At 54.2% G+C, this 19,133-nt stretch carries 13 protein-coding genes; all 13 read right to left on the bottom strand.

The genetic code is table 11. The annotated features are described in order from the left end of the window. Positions 1 to 97: 97 nt before the first annotated feature. Complete coding sequence (locus V4U88_RS20765) at positions 98 to 1,855, bottom strand: hypothetical protein (RefSeq protein WP_334075164.1); 1,758 nt, start codon at positions 1,853 to 1,855, stop codon at positions 98 to 100. Between the two features lie 49 nt (positions 1,856 to 1,904). Continuing rightward, positions 1,905 to 2,582, bottom strand: a complete 678-nt coding sequence (locus tag V4U88_RS20760; RefSeq protein ID WP_334075163.1) for a hypothetical protein — start codon at positions 2,580 to 2,582, stop codon at positions 1,905 to 1,907. Continuing rightward, positions 2,582 to 3,544, bottom strand: a complete 963-nt coding sequence (locus tag V4U88_RS20755) for a sugar phosphate isomerase/epimerase family protein (RefSeq protein WP_334075162.1) — start codon at positions 3,542 to 3,544, stop codon at positions 2,582 to 2,584. Before V4U88_RS20755 ends, V4U88_RS20760 begins: the two co-directional genes overlap by 1 nt. 24 nt (positions 3,545 to 3,568) lie before the next feature. Continuing rightward, entirely contained in the window at positions 3,569 to 4,441 is an 873-nt protein-coding gene (locus V4U88_RS20750) for a carbohydrate ABC transporter permease (protein WP_334075161.1), read from the bottom strand. A 28-nt stretch (positions 4,442 to 4,469) separates the two neighbouring features. Further along, on the bottom strand, positions 4,470 to 5,372 hold the full coding sequence (locus tag V4U88_RS20745; RefSeq protein WP_334075160.1) for an ABC transporter permease: 903 nt from the start codon (positions 5,370 to 5,372) through the stop codon (positions 4,470 to 4,472). A gap of 89 nt (positions 5,373 to 5,461) precedes the next feature. Next, positions 5,462 to 7,060 (bottom strand): extracellular solute-binding protein, encoded by a 1,599-nt coding sequence (locus V4U88_RS20740; protein ID WP_334075159.1) that lies wholly within the window; start codon positions 7,058 to 7,060, stop codon positions 5,462 to 5,464. Between the two features lie 683 nt (positions 7,061 to 7,743). Beyond that, positions 7,744 to 9,984 carry a helix-turn-helix domain-containing protein gene (locus V4U88_RS20735; RefSeq protein WP_334075158.1) on the bottom strand — a complete coding sequence of 747 codons (2,241 nt, stop codon included), beginning with the start codon at positions 9,982 to 9,984 and terminating at the stop codon, positions 7,744 to 7,746. A gap of 604 nt (positions 9,985 to 10,588) precedes the next feature. Further along, positions 10,589 to 11,935, bottom strand: coding sequence for an McrC family protein (locus V4U88_RS20730; RefSeq protein ID WP_334075157.1), 1,347 nt, complete (start codon positions 11,933 to 11,935; stop codon positions 10,589 to 10,591). A gap of 9 nt (positions 11,936 to 11,944) precedes the next feature. After that, positions 11,945 to 13,855 carry an AAA family ATPase gene (locus V4U88_RS20725; RefSeq protein WP_334075156.1) on the bottom strand — a complete coding sequence of 637 codons (1,911 nt, stop codon included), beginning with the start codon at positions 13,853 to 13,855 and terminating at the stop codon, positions 11,945 to 11,947. A 206-nt stretch (positions 13,856 to 14,061) separates the two neighbouring features. After that, entirely contained in the window at positions 14,062 to 14,874 is an 813-nt protein-coding gene (locus V4U88_RS20720; RefSeq protein WP_334075155.1) for an alpha/beta hydrolase, read from the bottom strand. A 375-nt stretch (positions 14,875 to 15,249) separates the two neighbouring features. After that, on the bottom strand, positions 15,250 to 16,179 hold the full coding sequence (locus tag V4U88_RS20715) for a glycoside hydrolase family 43 protein (protein ID WP_334075154.1): 930 nt from the start codon (positions 16,177 to 16,179) through the stop codon (positions 15,250 to 15,252). A gap of 53 nt (positions 16,180 to 16,232) precedes the next feature. Beyond that, entirely contained in the window at positions 16,233 to 17,396 is a 1,164-nt protein-coding gene (locus tag V4U88_RS20710; RefSeq protein ID WP_334075153.1) for a GntR family transcriptional regulator, read from the bottom strand. 112 nt (positions 17,397 to 17,508) lie between these two features. Then, entirely contained in the window at positions 17,509 to 19,128 is a 1,620-nt protein-coding gene (locus tag V4U88_RS20705; protein ID WP_334075152.1) for an extracellular solute-binding protein, read from the bottom strand. Between the last annotated feature and the right edge of the window lie 5 nt (positions 19,129 to 19,133).

Raw genomic sequence — 19,133 nt, 5'->3', positions numbered from 1 at the left:
CTCTTTATCCGTTTGTCGCATTAAGCCGACAGTGACAAGGCGGATTTACCGCTTGAACCCGTCCAACCTGATACTGCCCACCGTTCCCGTTTTCCCCTCACTTTTCCCCTTTCGTTTCCGGCGAAAGCGTAAGGACGATCGTCTTCTCGAAGGGAGTCATCACATTGACGAGCAGGGTTTTGCAGTGAGGGGGGAGACCCGCTTCGCGGACGCCGGTCGATAAATGCGCCAGTTCTCCGCCCGTCAGTTCCACCCAGTCCCCTTCGCATTCGTACCGGGCGGTGCCCCCGCTCCACAGCAAGGTATCGCTGCCGTTATCCTGAAATTCCCCGGCGACGAACTCGCCTTCGCTGCCGAATACAAGCGATATTTGGGTCATGACATCCATCGGCTCCGCGCATGCGACCTTAAGCTCCCAGCCGCGATCCGTACGGAGCGCCTCCACCGTCATGCGGATTTTCTGCTCATGGGTGATGAGCCGGCTGTGATGGGGCAGGAGATACCACGGGCTGACCGGCTCTCTGGACCTGGCGGGGAGCAGCGTCTCCGCAACCGGTCCGTAATAGCCTTTCTTCTGTTCCCCTTCGAGCTTGTAGCCGTTTTCCAGCACGGTCATTTCCTGCATCGGAATGTAGCCGGGGTAGAAGTAGGAGGCGATCTGAACCGCCAGAATCCGGACTTTGCCGTGACGGAGCGCAAAGAACGAAGGGGTCTCCGTCATCAGCGTCACGCTGGTATCGCCGTCCCGGTAGCGGGCCACTGGTGCGCCAAATTCGGTATGCAGCCGGCTGTGGAAGATGCGGCCGTTATGTCCTGCCGCCTCCATCCCGGCCAGATAGTCGGCACGCAGAAACTCGCCGTTCAGCAGCTTTTCGTAACGGGTCGGAATCAGGGCCGGCTCCACGGCAGGTTGCCTTAATTCGGGCTCCAGCATCATCCGGACCAGCACATTGGTGGACACTACGCCGGGCCCCGTGAGGGCGTCCCCCGCCAGCCGGGCCATGCCGGCAAACACCGGATCGCGGTCCAGATGGGCCAGAATCGCATAAGGCAGATAGTACGGCGACAAATCATGATATTGGCCCAAATCCTGACGTCCCGAATAATCCGTGACGATTTCCCCGGACGGATGAACGAGGTAGGTCATCATCCGCAAATTCCGGCGGACCGGCTCAAGCAGTTCGGGACGCTGCAGAAGACGGGACGCGTGGATCAGCATAAGATCGCTGACCGCGCTGTAAATGCCGTTGCTCCGCTCGGTCCATTCGCCGTCCGGCGTGATGTCCATCCCTTCCGCCAGCCACTGGTCGGCCCGCTGCACGGCTTCTTCGAGGCCGAAGATGTCATGAAGAAATCCCAAAGCGGCGCACAATACCCAGCGATGATTCGGGGTGTGGCAGCCTCCGGTCAGCAGAACCGGTACTGTCCGCTCCAGGAACAGCTTCATTCGTTCCACAACGGGGGCCAGCGGCTCCCAGGCAGAGGCATCTCTGGCAAGCAATTGAACCAACTGCGCGTAGCCGACAACGACAAAGGCCGTATCCGGCGGGGAATGGGAGTTGGTCCAGCCCGGAGAAATCGAGCCGTCCTCGTGCTGAAGCCGCAGCACGAATTCCGCCGCCAGCTTGAGCCGCTCCAGCAGCTCCTCATCCCGGTAAAAGGCGGAATCGGGATTGACCAAAGCCGCCCCCAAAAAGGCCATGACCGTCGGTGTTCCCGTCGTATGGTTGACCCAAGCGATGCCTGTCGCCGGATCGATCGTTCCGCCGTAATAGCGGCTTTCCGGTTCCAATATTTGACGGGCCTTTCCTTCCTCCGCCCAGGCATCGTTCACAGCCACCAGTTTTTCGTACATCCTGCTCACTTCCCCCATGTTTAGTTCAGCGGATCATCCAACACCGGTGTTACCATCCGCGGATCAAGGCCAATTCTTTCCGCATGCGCTCGGGAATCTCCGCATACAATCGCTCCCACGGGACGAACCGCTCCGCTTCCTGTTCCCAGCGAAATTCCTCATATTCCCGGGAAGGCCGGAAGCGGAACCTTTGCAGATGCTCCCGAACCCGGCAGTCGGTTTCATCGTCCTTCCGGGTCAATCCGGCAAACATGTCCCCATAGATGACGCCGTCCGCCCCCGCTTCTTCCATCGCGCAGCGCTCGAAATCCGGCAGCCGTTCAAACCGCTCCGCTAGCGGCGCCATCGCGTGCTTACCGGGCTGCACATACAGCGTCACCCGGCCATGGCTTACATTGGAGCGGTCGGGTCGAAGCGCCTTCAGGTATTTCCCGTGAAAGCTGGCTTCCGCATCCACAACCTCGCCTTCCTTACCGATGTAAATCCAGACATGCTCCAGGTCATAGAGGTGCTGGATGTCGTAATCATAGTAAATCGCGTATTCGAGCACGCTTTGCACCTTCCGGTCCGCGAATGCCATGCGGCGCCGGAAAGAAGGGGAATCCTCTTCCGCTTCAAATTTCGTCACCCCGATCCGCACGGGGAAGAAGGGCTCCCGTTTATCCATTAGCAGCAGGGGCGCATACCATAAGGCGCTCTCGCGAACGAACGCATCCGATATCCGCATTACGTCAAACTCCCGTCGCCTTCGCCGGATATCTTGCTTAGGATCAGCTCATGGCTCTCGTGAATTTCATCCGGCCGGCAGGCCGCTTTCAGCTCATACACTTTGACCTTGGCCTTTTCGATCATGGGCAGAAAGCGGTCAAAAGCGTGCATATCCTTGCTTTGCACATAAGGGCACCAATGGTCGGAAAGACCGATCGTTTCGTGAATATGGACCCCCAGGATGGAATCCATCAACCCGTCCATTTCCTTGTCATTGTCGTACAGGCCCAAACGTTCCATCATGGTGGCGTGCCCGATGTCGTACCACAAGTACACCGGCGCGCCCTTCAATCTTCCGATGATCGTCTTTGCTTCCTGTAAACTTGGTATCTGATTCGGGCGGGAGCGGGTTTCGATGCCGAAGCCCACCTTGTAGCCCTTGGCCGCGATCCGGTCGCACGCTTCCTCCAGACTGCGGCAGATTTGATCCACATAACGGCCGCTCCCCGCCTGTCGCCGTTCCATCATCTCCCGCCACTTGGTCCGGTACATTTCGGAGTCTCTCCCCGACTCGTTGTACAATCTTTCCAGTTCTTTGATCGTCTCATGTGCCATAGGCACCTCTCCGGGATGGACGACGACCGCCTGCGCGCCGTAGCGATGGGCATACTCCGCGGACCGTACCAACAGCTCGATGGCCCGCTGCCGTTTGTCTTCCTCCTCGAACCCGAGCAGTACGGAATCCGTGCCGTAGTCCGGATCGGGGACATGGGGGAACGTGTTGTGCACGCTGGATACGCCGATTTCCCCCCGCTCGATCATCGGTTCGATCGTCGCAAGCATCTCCCGGGTTACGTTGTAATTCAGCTCGATATAGTGAAAGCCGAGCTCCCCGATTTCACGGACCATGTCCCGTCCAACCGTATGCCTTTTGATATTCCAGCTGGTCGAAAATGAATACGTTCCTTTATCGTTCTGCATTGCCTATCCTCCCTTCCGTTGCTTCTACCCTTTCACCGCGCCGAGCATGACGCCGCTGACGAAGTACTTTTGCAGCCAGGGATAAACCAGCAGAATCGGCACGGTGGCGAACACCACGCTGGCCGCCTTGAGGCTTTCCGGGGTCAGCGCCGTTCTGTTCGAGCCTTCCATCTGGGTCAATTCCGTGACCATGTTGTTCTGTACCATTTGGTACAGCTTTAGTTGAATCGGATAGAGGTCCGGATTGTTGATATACATCAGGGAATCCTGGAACCCGTTCCAGCGGCCGACGGCGTAGAAGAGCGCTAATGTCGCCATCACCGGCATGGAAAGGGGGAGCACGATTTTAATCAGCGTGTGCAAATGGGAACTCCCGTCGATTTCCGCGGATTCCTCCAGACTTGGCGGAATATTGTTGAAGAAGGAAATGAGAATAATCAGGTTAAACGGACTGATAAGCCCCGGCAAAATCAGCGACCACACCGAGTTGATCATGTGGAGATCGCGAATCAGGAGGTATTCGGGAATGATGCCGCCGCTGAAAAACATCGTGATAATGATCAGATACATGAAAAAGCGGCGACCCTTGAGATTCCCTTTCGTCAGCGGATAGGCGGCGGCGACCGAAAACACCATGCAGAGCAGCGTGGTCGCCACGGTCAGGATGATCGTAAACCCGAGAGAACGGATCATCGATACATCGGAGAACACTTTGCTGTAAGCCTCCCAGTTGAACTCGATGGGAAACAGCGTCACTTCGCCCGAAGTGATCGCCCGGTTCGAACTCAAGGAAATCGCAATAATATGCAGGAATGGAGCAAGGCAAAGCATGACGAAAATAAAAACACAAACGGTTAAAAAGGCCTCGAACATGCGGTTGGATGCGCGTTCGCTCACGAAAAATCAACTCCTTTCCCTAACAGGTCTACATGATGCCGTCTCCGGTCAGTTTCTTGGAAATGTAGTTGGAGCCGAGAATAAAGACAAGACCCACAACCGCCTGGAACAGACCGACTACGGTGGCCAGCGTGTACTGCCCCGATTCGAGGCCCACCCGGTAAACGAAGGTACTGAGTACGTCGGAATACTCCCGGACCGCCACGTTGCCGATAATATAGGGACGATCGAAGCCGATGCTGATCATTTTGCCCAGGTTGAGAATCAACAACGTCACGATGGTCGGCTTGATGGAGGGCAGGGTGATGTTCCAAATCCGCTTCAACCGTCCCGCTCCATCGACTTCCGCCGCTTCAAACAGCTCCTTGTTGACGCCGGTCAGGGCGGCAAGGTACAGGATGGTCCCCCAACCGGCGCTCTGCCAGACGCCCGTGAACAAATAGGTGAGCAGCCAGGGATTTTTCTCGGTAAGAAAAGGAATCGGATCGAGGCCCATGTTCATCAGCAGGTTATTGATCATGCCGGATTGGTTGCCGAACAGTTGGTAAACAATCCCCCCGATGATGACCCAGGAAATAAAATGGGGGATGTACAGAATGGTCTGCGAGATTTTTTTGAACCAGACCGATCTCATTTCAAACAGCATGATCGCCAGGAGGATCGGCGCCGGAAAAGATACGATCAGATCGAGAAAATTCAGCATGAACGTGTTTCGCAAGGTCACGTAAAAATCCGGCATGGCGAAGACCTGGCGGAAGGCGTCAAAGCCGATCCATTCGCTGCCCGCGATCCCCTGAAACAAATTAAAATCTTTAAAAGCGATTTGAACGCCGTACATCGGCCCGTAGCGGAATATCAGAAAATAAACGATCGGCAGCAACAGCAGCGCGTACAGCTGCCAATATCGCTTGATATAAGCTGATCCTTTCAACTTGGTCCCCTCCTGTCCGGAAAAAAGGAAGGGCGCAAAGGCATGACATGAGTCTTTACGCCCCGACATTCGTCATTTCCAGCTTCCGGCTATTTCAGCTCTTTGAGCGCCTCCTCAAGCTCTTTTTGCAGTTCGGCACCGCCTTTGGCCATGAAGTCTTTCATTTCCTGCTCATAGACCTGCTCGAATTCCTCCGGTTTGCACATCGTGCTTTTTACGATAATCACGTTCAATTTATCGAGCAGGGCGGTGCCGTACTTCGCTTCCGCTTCAATCGGTTTGCCGAAAGCGATCGGGCCGATCGTGTCCTGGTTGGCGATATCGATCGATTGCCGCAGCATCTCCTGGTTGCGTTCCGGGAAGCCGAAAATCCAGGCTTTTTCGTTGGTCTTCACATCGCCGAAGTTTTTCCCGTTGGAGATAATCGCCATGTCGCCGCCGTTGTAAATCCGGTCCACCGCTTCCTGGGGCGCATCAGGCTTCATAACCGGAATGCCGTCCACCAGTTCATAGTTCTCGCCTTCCACCCCGCTGTACATATGAACCAGGTTGTCTCCGGACGCCATCCAGTCGAGATATTTAATCGCTTCTACGGCGCGTTTGCTGCTTTTCGGAATCATGATGTAGAGGCCGTTGGAAGCATAGCGGGATTTGGCGTGCTTGCCTTCCGCATTGGTATAGGCGTCGATGGCGGCGAGTTTGCTACCGCTTACATTTTTCAGCAGGTTGTCAAGAATCCCTTCGTCATAGAAAATACGGTCCACATCGTCGGAGAAAAAGCCCACATTGCCGTTCTGGATATCCTTGACCAGTTGGCTCTTGTCTTCGTCCAAGCTGAAGTCCTTGCTGATCAACCCTTCGTTGTACAGTTTGTTCATAAATTTCATGGCATCCTTAAAGCCTTCGTGAAAAGGCATCTCATACCGCTGCGGGTAAGTCAAATCGCCCTTCACCGGCTTGATGAAGGAGTAAATCAACGGTTCGTACTGGGCGGGAGCCAGCGCCATCCCCATCGGGATGACTTTGCCGCCCACTTTGCCGGGGTCCTTCTCCTTAAACGCTTTCAAAGTGTTGTACAATTCCTCCGTCGTTTGCGGAGCCGGCAGGTTCAGGGCGTCGAGCCAATCCTGACGTATATAGGAAGCATAACGCCCGGTGATGGCCCGCTTGCCCGGAATCGCGTACATCTTGCCGTCCAGTTTGCCGTATTGCAGGGTTTCCTCGCCGAGGAATTTCTTCAGATTCGGACCGTGCTCATCGAGCAAAGGACCGACCTCCGTCAACCCGCCCTGCTGGGCATACCGGTAAAATACGCTGGAATCATAGACGAATACGATGTCCGGCACATCGGATGCGCTGGCCATCAGAACGTTCAGCTTGGTGACTTCCTCCGATCGTTGAATTGGGACGAACTGCACGTCGATGTTGTTCGGATCGCCGAATTCCTTTTGCACGAATTGAGTCAGATAATTGTTGGTAATCGTGTGAGGCGCGGGCGAATTCCCCCGATCGAACACTTCCACTTTCAAAGTAACTCTCTTGCCTGACTCCGCCGCGCCATTCTTTGAAGACGCTTCTCCTTCGGCGGATTTGGAGGAACAGCCCGCTAGCAGGGAGACCGTCATCGCCGTGGCCATCGCTAATGCCAGCGCCCTTGAAAGTACCCCTTTTCTTGCCTTTACTGCCATAATCCCATCTCCTTTGCAAGTGCTTTGTAAAGTGTGTCTTCTTCGTTCCCGGTAGGCTACTTATGATGCTTAAGCGGTGTTGTATCACGCTGAATCGCCCGCACCCTTACCGCTTCCTTGGGATGGCCCTAGTATGTCACACCGAAAGTTCCGGTGACAATAAACCAGTTTCGGATGGGAAAATCGGCGATATTTCTTCCTTTCGGATTGCGGCTGACCTTTCTCCGAGGCTAAACCGTTTTCAAAAATCACGGCCGGCGCTTCGTTAACCGAATTCAATAAACCGTTTTCGCGATAAGCCGATCCCACCGGAAATGCCCGGCCGAAACAGACAAACCCGCAGCGTGCCGCCTCCCTTCCCGGGCAGGTATCTTACCGGCATACTGCGGGTTATCTTTTGGCGCTGCCGACGGCAGCGTATACAAAAAAGACTGCTTTTTGTATTCTAACGGTCGTCACAGCCGTTATTTGCCCTGAAAACGACAACTTCTAAGCCTAACGGTCGTCACGGCGCTTATTTTGCATAATCATAGCTATTTGGCTGGGAGAGAAGGAAGATAACGGCGTTTACGACCGTTAGATTTTTGAAAGACTTCGTTTTCGCAAAATAGCGGCTGACACAACCGTTAGAATTCCGCCGCGAGCGGGTACCGGCCTGAACGCCTGCACCTTGATTCTTGCCCTCATTCCCGGGTCAGCGTAAAACGCTTGATCCTGCGGTAATCTCCCGGGGTCATGCCGACAATCCGTTTGAACACTCTGCCGAAGGTGATGGAATTGGCATAGCCCACCTTCCGGGCGATTTCCTGCAGCGGGTCTTCCGTTTCCAACAACAGTTTTTCCGCTTCTTTCATGCGCAGTTCCATCAGAAAATCGACGAATTTCATCTCGAATTCCGTTTTGAACAAATAGCTGGCGTATTTTCCGGAGACTTGAAAACGATCGCTGAGATGTTTGAGCGACAAATCGGGATTCGTAAAATTTTCCTCAATGTATTGTTTCATTTCGCACACCATCGCCCGGTAGCTTTTGGTTTCGCTGACCGATACATAGGTCCGAAACACGTCCGTGAGGTCCCCGAACAACAGCGCCTTCAATTGGCCGATGGACTCGGCCTCCTTCAGCGCCTGCTGGCGCTTCGCGGCTTTCTCCCCGGCGAATTCCCGCTGCAGTTCCTCCGACATCACGGCCACTTCCCTGCCGAGCATCTGCAGAAGCGCCTGAATCAACGAGCGGATATCGTCATCCTTCATAAAATCGGACTGGAAGGAGTCGAAGATCTCCTCAAGCCGAAGCCGCCAATTCCCGCTGGACATCCGAAATTCCCGCACAAAATCGGCGATCATCTGCATATACTTGTACGTCTCGATCAGATCGGTCCGGGCGCTCTCCCCGCCCGTCATAATGATGCTCTCGCCTACGAGGAGCTTATGCTGCAGCGCGGCCTCCGCTGCTCTGTACGAATCCCGTATCGCTTCCGGGCCTTCGGCCATCGAGCCGATGCCGAAGCTTAAGGAAATGCGCAAATGCTTCTCCACCCAATCCCGGCAGTCGTCGGCGACGATCCGCATCTTCTCCCGCATTTCGGCGTCGCTGGCGGTCACCGGAAAGATAATGGCCACCCGGTTCGTGGTTACCCATTCCGCCCAGCCCTGCAGCTCCGCGTTTCGCGCGAGATCCTGATAAACATTCATGAGCGCGAATTTTAAAGTGTTCTGATCTCCTTTGGAATAGGTGTTCTGAAAAACGGCGTCATACCGGTTAATTTCCGCGATCACCACCGCAAATCTGGCCCTTTGGGGAATCCCGGAGAGCGGACCGAGCTCCTCCATCCGTTGAAGAATGCAGTCCATCCGTTCTCCCTGCAGAATATCCATGAATAATCGGCTCCGCTGCAGGAGCAGGTTTTCCTTGTGCTGCTTTTCATAATCCAGCGTATGATTGATCAGACTCTCCAGGGTGTTCTCGATCAGCTTCATTTCGTCCCGGATGAATCCGCTTTCAGCATTGCGGAGCTGCAGCGATTCGATGCGGTTCATCATCACCTGAATCGGCTTGTAGTTTTTCCGGGTGATATAGATGATGTAAACGACTGCGCCCGTTACCGTAATCAACCCGAGAATGACCCAGATATACGAGATCACGGATACCCAACCGAACAGATTTCCGTCCTTGATACCGCTTACAAATGTCCAGCCCAACGTCTCCGAATGGATCGTGTTGAGGACTTTGCCTCCCCCCCGGCTTTCACCGTTTGCATGCGCGTTGTAAATCGTGTTGCCCTGCCGGTCCCGGATTTCCACAAAGGAAATTTGACCATCCACCATTTCGTCCACAACCCGTTCGATCCCGCTTATTTTCACATTGATAAAAAGAACGCCTTGCGAACCGAAAGGAAGCGGCATCCGCTTGTACATGGAAATGACGCGAACGGGCGTCTTGTCAAACATATCCTTGTATTCCCGGACCGGCATCCAGCCCTGCTCCTGTTGTCCGGACAAAACCTTTTCCACCCACGCCTTATCCGCGAAGGTCTGCAACTCGTTCAGTCCATTCTGGGTAAGAATGCTTTGGTCCGCTTGGCGGTACAGATAGATCGACTTAATGAAATCGGGATTGCCGGACAGCTTGCGAAGGCTGGCTGCAACCGCATACATCGAAGTGGTGTCGCCGACGTCTCTGTTGAAATATTCCTTGTAGCCGGGATTGCTTTCCACTTCTTTCAAAACACCCATCTCAATTTCCCTTAAAGTCCGCTGCAGGCTTTCCACGAGATAGTTGTTCGTAATCCGGTCCGCCTTCTTGGTCTCCGCGCGGGAGATTTCATTCACGAACAGAAAGGCGATAAAAATCAAAATCGTTACGGTAATCAGGAAAATAGGAAAGTAAGATAAGAGGAGACGACGATACCAAGTGCGAGACAACAGCTTCACTCCCTTATGATTCGTCTTGATTCACGGAAGAGGCTATAATGCGCCGATCTGTGGCCGAAATGGGCCAGCCTATCAAGCAGGGGCTTTTAGTTAAGCTAAAATACCACGTCCTTTAAGGTTAGTCAAGATTGCGGAAAGGCCCCGATCCGAGGCAAAATAACGAAACGGCGCCGCTATCGGGCTAGAAATCAAGAAAATCCGGTTGCTGAATACAGAACCGGATTCCCGCGTATTTCTATTTCATTCATGACCCAACTTTCCGTTAGGTTAGGTTGAACTAAAGAATTGGCGTTGGTAGATATTAGGCCACACGTCGGAGTCTACACCATTAACGGGAAAATTTCCTGTTAATATACCGTTCTTGGCTCTTCGATCGGATTTAGCTGGAAAAGCTCCATCTATTTTGCGGCCTTATTGCCGATATACACAATTTCAGGCAAATTAGCGGGAGGTTTTCCAGCTAATTCGCCTCCGCAGCCACATACGCACCAAGTTAGCGGGAAGAATTCCCGTTATTTCGAACCAAATCGTTAGTTGCAGGTCAAGAGTGTGATAAGAACCCTTTACACCGCTGTCTAATATGCAAATCAATAGTTCAACCTATATAACTTAAAACCCAATGCCGCAGCTCTTCAGCCAACTCGCCCACGCAGTCCGTACCCAAACCCAAATCCAAAAACACAACCCTTACCTCCACACCGTCCCCGCTGTCGTATACGACAGGCGATTCAAGCTCCGAAATACGGGGGACTCCGGGATACAAAAGATAGACCCTGCCCGCTCCGTATTTTTTTCCGTAGGCATAGGCCTGGTACATATCCGCTTGTGAAATGCCATAATCCTTGACTCGGGAAAGGATCTTCCACTTCGTATCAAGCACGGCGACCCCGGCGGGTCCTTGCACAACGATGTCCGGTTTCAGTTGAAACCTCGCCGGAGTTTGAAAAAGGCGGTAGGACCGATCCTGGGACTTGACCCTGATTTCGGGATGGGAAAGTCTTTTTTTAAGCTGCTTGGCCACGTAACGTTCATATATGTTTTCCATCGGAAAAAGGAGAGCGTATGCGTTATTTTCGCCTTTAAACGGCGTAAAGCTCAGACCGGACAAGAATAAGCGGCACCACTCCAGCAGCGTCCGGTATTCCTGTGTCGTTCGATCCATCGATATGCCCGCCCAGTCCCGCTCCGGCTGTTCGGATTTCTTGACCTGATCGAAGGCGGCCGACAGGATATGGAGATCCTTCCGATTTCTAGGGATGCTGCTTATTTTCATCAACAACTCGATTGTCGTTTTGACCAGTCGGTTTTCCGGCCGATCGACGCTGAATTCATCGAATTCGATATAGAAGCGCTCCTTGTGGGCGGCATTATGCTTGATATGCTCGGCAAATCGGAGCTTCCCTTTATAAAACGTTTCATTGTCCCGATGCTCCCGGTAATCCGATTTCAATCCGTGCTTCACCAGGATTACCGCCTCGTCGATAAACATCCGGATAAACAAGTCAAGAATGTGGTTCTTTCCTGCGTCGAGATCCGTATGGCGGAACACCTTCCCCGGAATATCGCCGACTGATTTTAACATGTGAAGGAAAATTCGCTTGGTTTGCAGCATCGAAATTTCTTCATTTCCGGTGTACACCTTGGGCAAAATTTCAATCCGGGTCCCCTCCGACATGGCGATGACACCGACGTAGTTTTTGGCGCTGATGATTTTACCGATTCCTTTCCTGCTTGCCACGGTCATCAGTTCCAGAGCCTCGGTCCCCTTCCCGTCTGCCCGATTTTCCAAAATAAAGCGCTCAAGCCGGTCAAATACGGACTCGTCTATGCATTGGTAGCCATAAGCCGCCCCCGCCGGATTTCGGCATAAGGTTCCGTACTCCTTCAGCGTAATGTCGGAGCCTTTTCGATTCTTATCGGTTAGATTCGTCCTCGCGTTCATGGGAACAACCTATTCCTGACCGCTGGAGCCGTAAATTTTCCGGTAAGCGCCGATTCGCCGAAACGCATGGGGATTTGTTCGGTAAGTCACGCTATCCTCCAGATCGGTCTCGCTCAGATCGCCGAACAGCTCGACCATGTTGACAGGGTTTACATGAATAAACTGATCTGTTTCCGGTTTGTTGTTGTCCCCCAGCACCAGGCGTATCTTCTCATAATCATCGTAGAAGTATTCCTGAAGCAACGGAATAATCGTATGCTCAAACAAATGCGCCAGTTTTTCCAATGTAGAGTCGCTGTTCAAACCTATAAAGTAGGCATGTCCAATCCTATGCTCCCGGTCGTATAATGCTTCGATGCGTCGGTTTATCGTATCCAGCATCCGACTCAGGTTCAGCATCTCCCCGTCAATCACTATGGCGGCCAGACACCCCGGATCAGGCATCATTTCGGCAAAAGAGAAACGCCGGCGCAGCGCCGTATCCAAGCGGGCGATCGAACGGTCGGCCGTATTCATGGTCGCCAGCAGATAGACGTTGCCGGGCACTCCGAAAAGTTTTTGCGAGTACGGGAGTTTTAGCCTTAATTCCTCCGGCATGCCGATTCGTTTCGTCGGCTCGATCAAGGTAATCAACTCGCCGAAAATTTTGGAGATATTGCCCCGGTTAATCTCATCGATAATAAAGACATAGTTATCGGTGTTCTGCCGGATCACGGAAGGAAGCTGCCCTTTCTTATGCTTCTGCAAAATCGCCATGACATCCGCCAGCGTAATCCGGTTCAGGCGATAAACGGACCCGAGCGTCATCACCGTGTTTCCGTTTAATTCCATAATGTTCTCCCGGATATCCTTGACCAGCCAGTTTACCTTCCGGGACCGCTTGTAATCCTCCATCTCCTCCAACCATTCGTAACCCCCGGTAACCACGCCAATCGCATCGATCGTCTCCTCGTCGTGCAGGACCAGCACGATATCCCCCGCCCGCATCTCCGTCATAAACCGGGCAAGAATCATCCTGCCCCCATGCCTGCTATAGTCCGTTTCTTCATTGACCGTTTCACCGTAAGAATCCCATCCAATGCGGATTCTTCCATTGTCGAAGCAATCCCGTTTGACGGGGTTCTCTTTGGAGCCGCCCAGGGATACCTTCCATACGGTCGGATCTTTCCGGATTCCGTAATCGTTGCTGGACATGACGATAGGCTCCTGTGCCGCTTCACAGAAACGCTTGAACACGCCGGGTGTAATTTCGTAAGCCACGTCCCCGGGTTCTGCGGACCCGTCGTCTTCTTGGGACAGCATTTTCGGTTTGATGCCTTCGATAAACTCCTCATATCCGTAGGATTGATGGAATGTTGTAAATTCAATTTGTCCTTTAGCCTTGTAGGCCTCGTACCTCTGCTTGATTTGCCGATAGCCGTCCGACTCCGATTCCTGCAGAACGGCGGACAGCGGCTTATTTTCGATGATCGCCACCGAATAAAGAACCGTATGGTAGGTTTTCCCGGTACCTGGAGGACCGTACAGAATGATATTTTTGTCAAGTGACAGCTCCGTTTCCGAGTTCTTTATCGCTGCGTCACCGTTTTCTGAAATAGCCCTGTTCTCCTGATCCCGCAGAAACGCTTCGTATAGAGAAAGTCCATATTGAAAAGCCCGGTTTCCCGCCTTTTTATTGACTTCGGCAAAATTCTCCGCCTGCTCCATCATGATTCGCATGCTCTGGAACCGATCTGCATCGGCGATCTCAAACACATCGACAGTTTCCAGTTCAAGGCCCGTTAATCTGGAAGGAGCTGTCGTCAGGGCGGAGACATAGGAGATCACCGTATTTTCGGAGTACGCCTGCCCGTTGTCCCGCTTCTTTCGTCTTAACCAATCGGTATATTCCTTTTTGCGCCATTTGGCTTGTTCGTTCATTCCGATTCACCTTTCACTAGCAAGTCATAACCAACGTACCATTTTTCGACACAAACTCCGGTTCTTCCTGCCTCTGACCCGGGAACTGACAGCAGCTCTGCCGGTAATTCCGCCGTTTGCCTTGGGAGGCCAGATGCCAAACTCCATAAAAGAACCGCCAGGGAATTTCACCTGACGGTCTAACGTTTTGATGGTCTTCAAACAACTCAATACTCAAACCCAAACTGCTCCCCAAGCCATTCCAGGCAAAGCGGAAACCAGGTAGCCAAATGCGGATCCGGGCTGCCCACCTCCGTGGTACACATCGACATCCCGTGGCGGCCCCTCTGATAAATGTGGCATTCAAACGGCACGCGCGCGCGTTGCAGTGCGGCGGCGAATTGCAGGGAATTCTCCACCGGCACAGTAGCATCTTCCACCGTGTGCCACAAAAAAGCCGGCGGCGTGGAAGAGTTAACATGTTGTTCGAGCGAAAACACCGCCTCTCTTTCCGCTTCGCTCAACCCGGAGCTCAGCCGTTCGATCGACCCGCGGTGTGCAAATTCGCCGGCCGAAAGGACCGGGTAGCACAGCACCATAGCGTCAGGTCTGCCTTGGCCGCTGTGGAGATCGGCCCGCTGTTTCAGCTTGGGATGATCCCACAACGTCCCAGCAGCCGCCGCGACATACCCGCCGGCCGAAAAGCCGCAGACGGCGATTTTATCGGGAAGAATGCTCCATTCGGCCGCATTTTCCCGAATCGTCCGGATCGCGAGAGAAATGTCCACCAGCGGCCGCAAATCGTCCGCTTCGTCCCTAATAGAATAGTATAGAGTAAGTACATTATAGCCTTTCGCAAAAAATGCTGTAGCCGGCGGATCCGCTTCCCGAGGAGATAGAATCTCGAAACCGCCGCCGGGACAGACCACGACGCAAGGACGCTCGACGCGGTTCCCCATGCTTTCCTTCTCGATATCATGCAAGTATCCGACCAGTCTGGCCCGGCTGCCGGGATTCGGGTTCAATTCTATGATTCTCATATATCGATTCCCCTTCGCTAAGTTATTTGCTTCAATTATACTCCAATACTGCTACCTTATGGGTAGAAGAAGAGAACCTGAAGATAGAGGAGGAAGGCGCAAACGAATTAAGCAGAAGTTGTTTTCTAGAATCGTTGAACCGCCGAGCATGGTGGACATTTACCGGGAAATCCTCCCGGTAATTTTGGCTAAACGGCCTGCAAGCCGCGATTACCTGGAAAAACTCCAGTTATTTTGCGCCGCAAACCCATTTTGCCGACTAAAGGGTGAAATTAGCGGGAGCTTTTCCCGCTAATTCGACTCCCGGAGGCGAGACCGCCAGAATTAACGGGAGGTTATCCCGTTAATTCTCGAAGAGCCGGCCTGCTACCCCTCCTAACCCTCCGGCCGCCGTGCTAATCTCCTCGGCCCGACCCCCTCGAAGGTCAGGCGGACCGGCCGGATTCTTCCCGCCTCGTCGAATTCCATCTTCTCCAGGCAAACCACGCGGTGGTTGGCCGCGGTTTCCCCCAACGGCCGCCGGTGATAGACGATATACCACTCATCCGTTCCGGGGATCTGGAGATAGCCGTGATGGCCCGCGCCGGTCGCAACGCCCGGGTCCTGGGACAATATCTTCTCGATGCGCTCAAAGGGACCGAGCGGTGATTCGGAGAACGCATAGGCGACGGAATAATCCGGACCGCCCCAACCGCCCTCCGACCAGGAGAAATAGTACAACCCGTCCCGCTTGAACATACAGGGGCCCTCCACATAGCCCTCCGGCGTGACCTCCTTGAAAACCTCGCCGTCTTCGTGCGTCCCCAGGCTGATCAGGTCGGCCTCCAGCTTGACGACGTTGCAATGTCCCCAGCCGCCATAATACAAATAAGGCGACCCGTCATCATCGATAAAAATATGCGGATCGATCGGCTGCGCCCCATGCACGAACCGATCGATCAACGGCCGGCCGAGCGGGTCCCGGTATGGACCTTCCGGCCGGTCGGCGACCGCCACGCCGATGCCGCCATGCTCGCGATCATTTTGGATATCGTTCGCCGCGAAGTAAAGGTAATACTTTCCCCGATGCTCGATAGGCGAAGGCGCCCACACCGCCCGCCGCGCCCACGGGACGCCCGATAAATCCAGAACCCGCGCGGCCTTGTGCCAGGTCACCAGATCGTCGGAGCAGAATGCGTCAAAAAACGTCTGTTCCTCATACACCGCCGAATACGTGGGGAAGATCCAGTACCGGTTTCCGAAAATCCGCGCCTCGGGATCCGCATACCATCCCGGAAACAGCGGGTTGCCTGTTTGGAAGCTCATCTTGCAGTTCCACCTCTCCAACTTGCTTGAATATAACTCACGCTCCCGACATGCTATTCCGCCTCCGCAAGCTGCGGCGTATCCGGCGCATCCGTCCCTTCAGACCGAGCCTCCGGGGCCGTCCCGGCAGCCGACTCCCGGCGGACCAGCTTGACGGGCACCGTCATCTTATCCCGGCAAGCAGTCCCTTGTTCCAGCCAAGCCACGACCATTTCGGCCGCCCTGCGGCCGATCTCGTAAAAGTTTTGCTCCACCGTCGTGAGCGGTACCGCCACATGCTCCGCCAGCGCATGGTTATCGTAGCCGATGATCGACAGGTCCTGCGGTACCCGAAGCCCCGCGTCCAGACAGCTGTTGAGCAGGCTGGCCGCAACCAGGTCGTTCTCCGTCTGCACGGCCGTGATCCCCTCGCTTATGTACAATTGCAGCAGTTCCTCAAAAAAGCGCTCCCGCCCCCGCTCCTCGATCATCATCCGCGCATCCAGGTGGACAAAGCGGCTATCCACAGGAATTCCCCCGTCTTTCAGCGCCTGACAATAACCGAAATAGCGGTCAAGCACCGATGAAGTCAATTCAATGGACACGCTGGACAGAAATCCGATGCGGCGGTGGCCAAGCGCAATCAGATGGGAGACCGCCTGATAGGCGCCGTCAAAATTATCCGAGACCACGCTGCCGATCGAGAGGCTTTCAAAGCTCTTGTCGATTGTCACAAGCGGGTAATCCTCCAGAGCTAGCTTATGAAGGACATCGAAATGGCTGGGCGTCCGCGGGTAATAGATGATCGCCGCAACCCCGCGGCGCGGCAGCTCCTCCAGAAGCTTTCGCTCCTTGCTGTTGTCATAATTGCTCTGATGCACGCTCAAGAAATAGCCATGCCGGTTCAACCAATCGGAGGCCCCGCGGATATACCCCATCGCCCCGCGATCGTCTTCCTCCGGCAGAATCAGCGACACCATCTTTCCGACCCGGTCTCCCTGCTGCTCGGCATGAAGCCGGCTTAGCGGCTTGACGAAGCTTCCGCTTCCCTGAATCCGGTAGATGTAACCCAGCTTCTCCAGCTCTTCCAGCGCCCGCCGGCTGGTCACGCGGCTGACCCCGAACCGTTCGGTAAGCTCGGCTTCCGTCGGCAGCTGCTCATCCGGCCTGTATGCCCCCGAGGCGATCTTCGCCTTCATTTCCTCTACGATTTTACTGTACAGCGTTCCTCTCATCATCCTTCTCCGTTCCATTTCCCATGATTAGCCTGCTATTGCTCATTTTAACATATTTTGCGTGCCGGGTTGGACCCCCGAAGGCTTCCTCCGGGAGCCGCCCAAGTAAGCCCATCTACTTCACGGTTTTATAGCGCTCATACTGACTTTTCTTGATTTCCAGATATTTTTGCGCGCCCATCCGGTCCAGCGTACTGACATAGTTGTCCCAATCGGCTTCCAGATTGGCTTTGCCGGTGATGAACTTGACCCGCATTTCCGTAATGTACTTGTTGATATCGGTCAAAATCGCGCTCTGCTCCTTGCTCTCCTCCGGCGTCGGGACGAAGGACGGCCAGATTTCCTCCGGCAGGAACTTCTCCAGCTCCGCGGAATTCGTTTTGAAATCCTCGTTCACGGTCTTGCCTTTGGCCGCGGAGCGAAGATCCGCCGGCGGTTCGACATAGGGATAATACCCGCCGTAGACATTATCCACGTACTGAAAGGCTCCCAACTGCTGTCCGCCTTCGTATTTCCGGATCTCGTCGATGTATGCCGGCTTGCCGTCCACCATATTGTACGTTTCTCCCTCGATTCCGAAGAAGCCGAACATCGAGCCTTCTTCCCCGTAAAAATAATCCACCCATTGGATCGTCTCTTCCGGGTGCGGATTCGCCTTCGTGATCGTGAAGGACGAAGTGCCTCTCGTCATCGGATCCATCCAGCTCACGACCTGATCGCCGCCCGGCCCCGCGAGCACATTGATGCCGACAAAGTTTTTGGGCCCGGCATTTCCGATATAAGCAGGATCGCCCCAGGAGAAGGCGCCCACTTTGTCATTCGCCGCGTCGCTTACCCATTTGGCGTATTCGTACTCGGAGTAATTGAGCAGCGGCAGCGTTCCGTCCTCATACAGCTGTCTCAAGTATTGCAGCACCTCCTTGTACTTCGGGTCGTTGAAGATCAGCTTCATCGCCCCGTCCTTATCCTTGTAAACCCAGTTTTCCGCCGCTTTGAGCCCGCCGTTCCCCATGCCGAAGCTGCCGAACAGCTGGCGTTCGAACATGCTGTTGATCGTGCCGGATGGCATGATCCAGCCCATCTCGTCATCCGCGTCTCCGTTGCCGTTCGCATCCTGCTCCTTAAAAGCCAGCAGCACCTGCCTCAGTTCCTCGGTCGTTTTCGGCAGTTCGAGCCCGAGGCGGTCCAGCCAGGTTTTGTTAATATAGAGCCGAATGGACCGGTAAGGCAGCGCGCTGTCGATATAGGGCAGCGAATAAATATGCCCGTCCGGCATCGTCAGCGTTTTTTTCACTTCGGGATAATCCTGAAACAGCTTCTTCAGGTTGGGGGCGTGCTGTTCGATCAGGCCTTCCAACGGCACGAAAATCCCCTGCTCTCCATACCGGATAAGTTCATCATTACTGAAACCGAGCTGGTAGAACGCGTCGGGAAGATTGTTGGAGCCGAGGATCACGTTTTTGCGCTCCGTCACGCTGGCGCCCGGGATTTCCTCCCATTCGATGCGGACACCGGTTTTCTCCTCGTATTTTTTCCACATCCACAGTTCCTTTGAAGGTGGGCGGACATCGTTATAGCTGATCCGCGTAAATTTCAGCGTTACGAGCCCGTCCGTTTGGCCTTCTTCCCCCCGGTTGCCGGCCGTTTGTCCACCGCCACCGCCGCTGCAGCCCGCCAAGCCGGCCGTAACAGCCAGCAGGAAGGCCAACAGCACCACGAGCTTTCTCTTCATCATTCATC

This window comes from Paenibacillus sp. A14, assembly GCF_036864815.1.
GTDB lineage: Bacteria > Bacillota > Bacilli > Paenibacillales > Paenibacillaceae > Fontibacillus > Fontibacillus sanfengchensis.
Note: the sequence above shows the minus strand (reverse complement) of the source record. Positions and strands in the feature narration are given on the sequence as shown.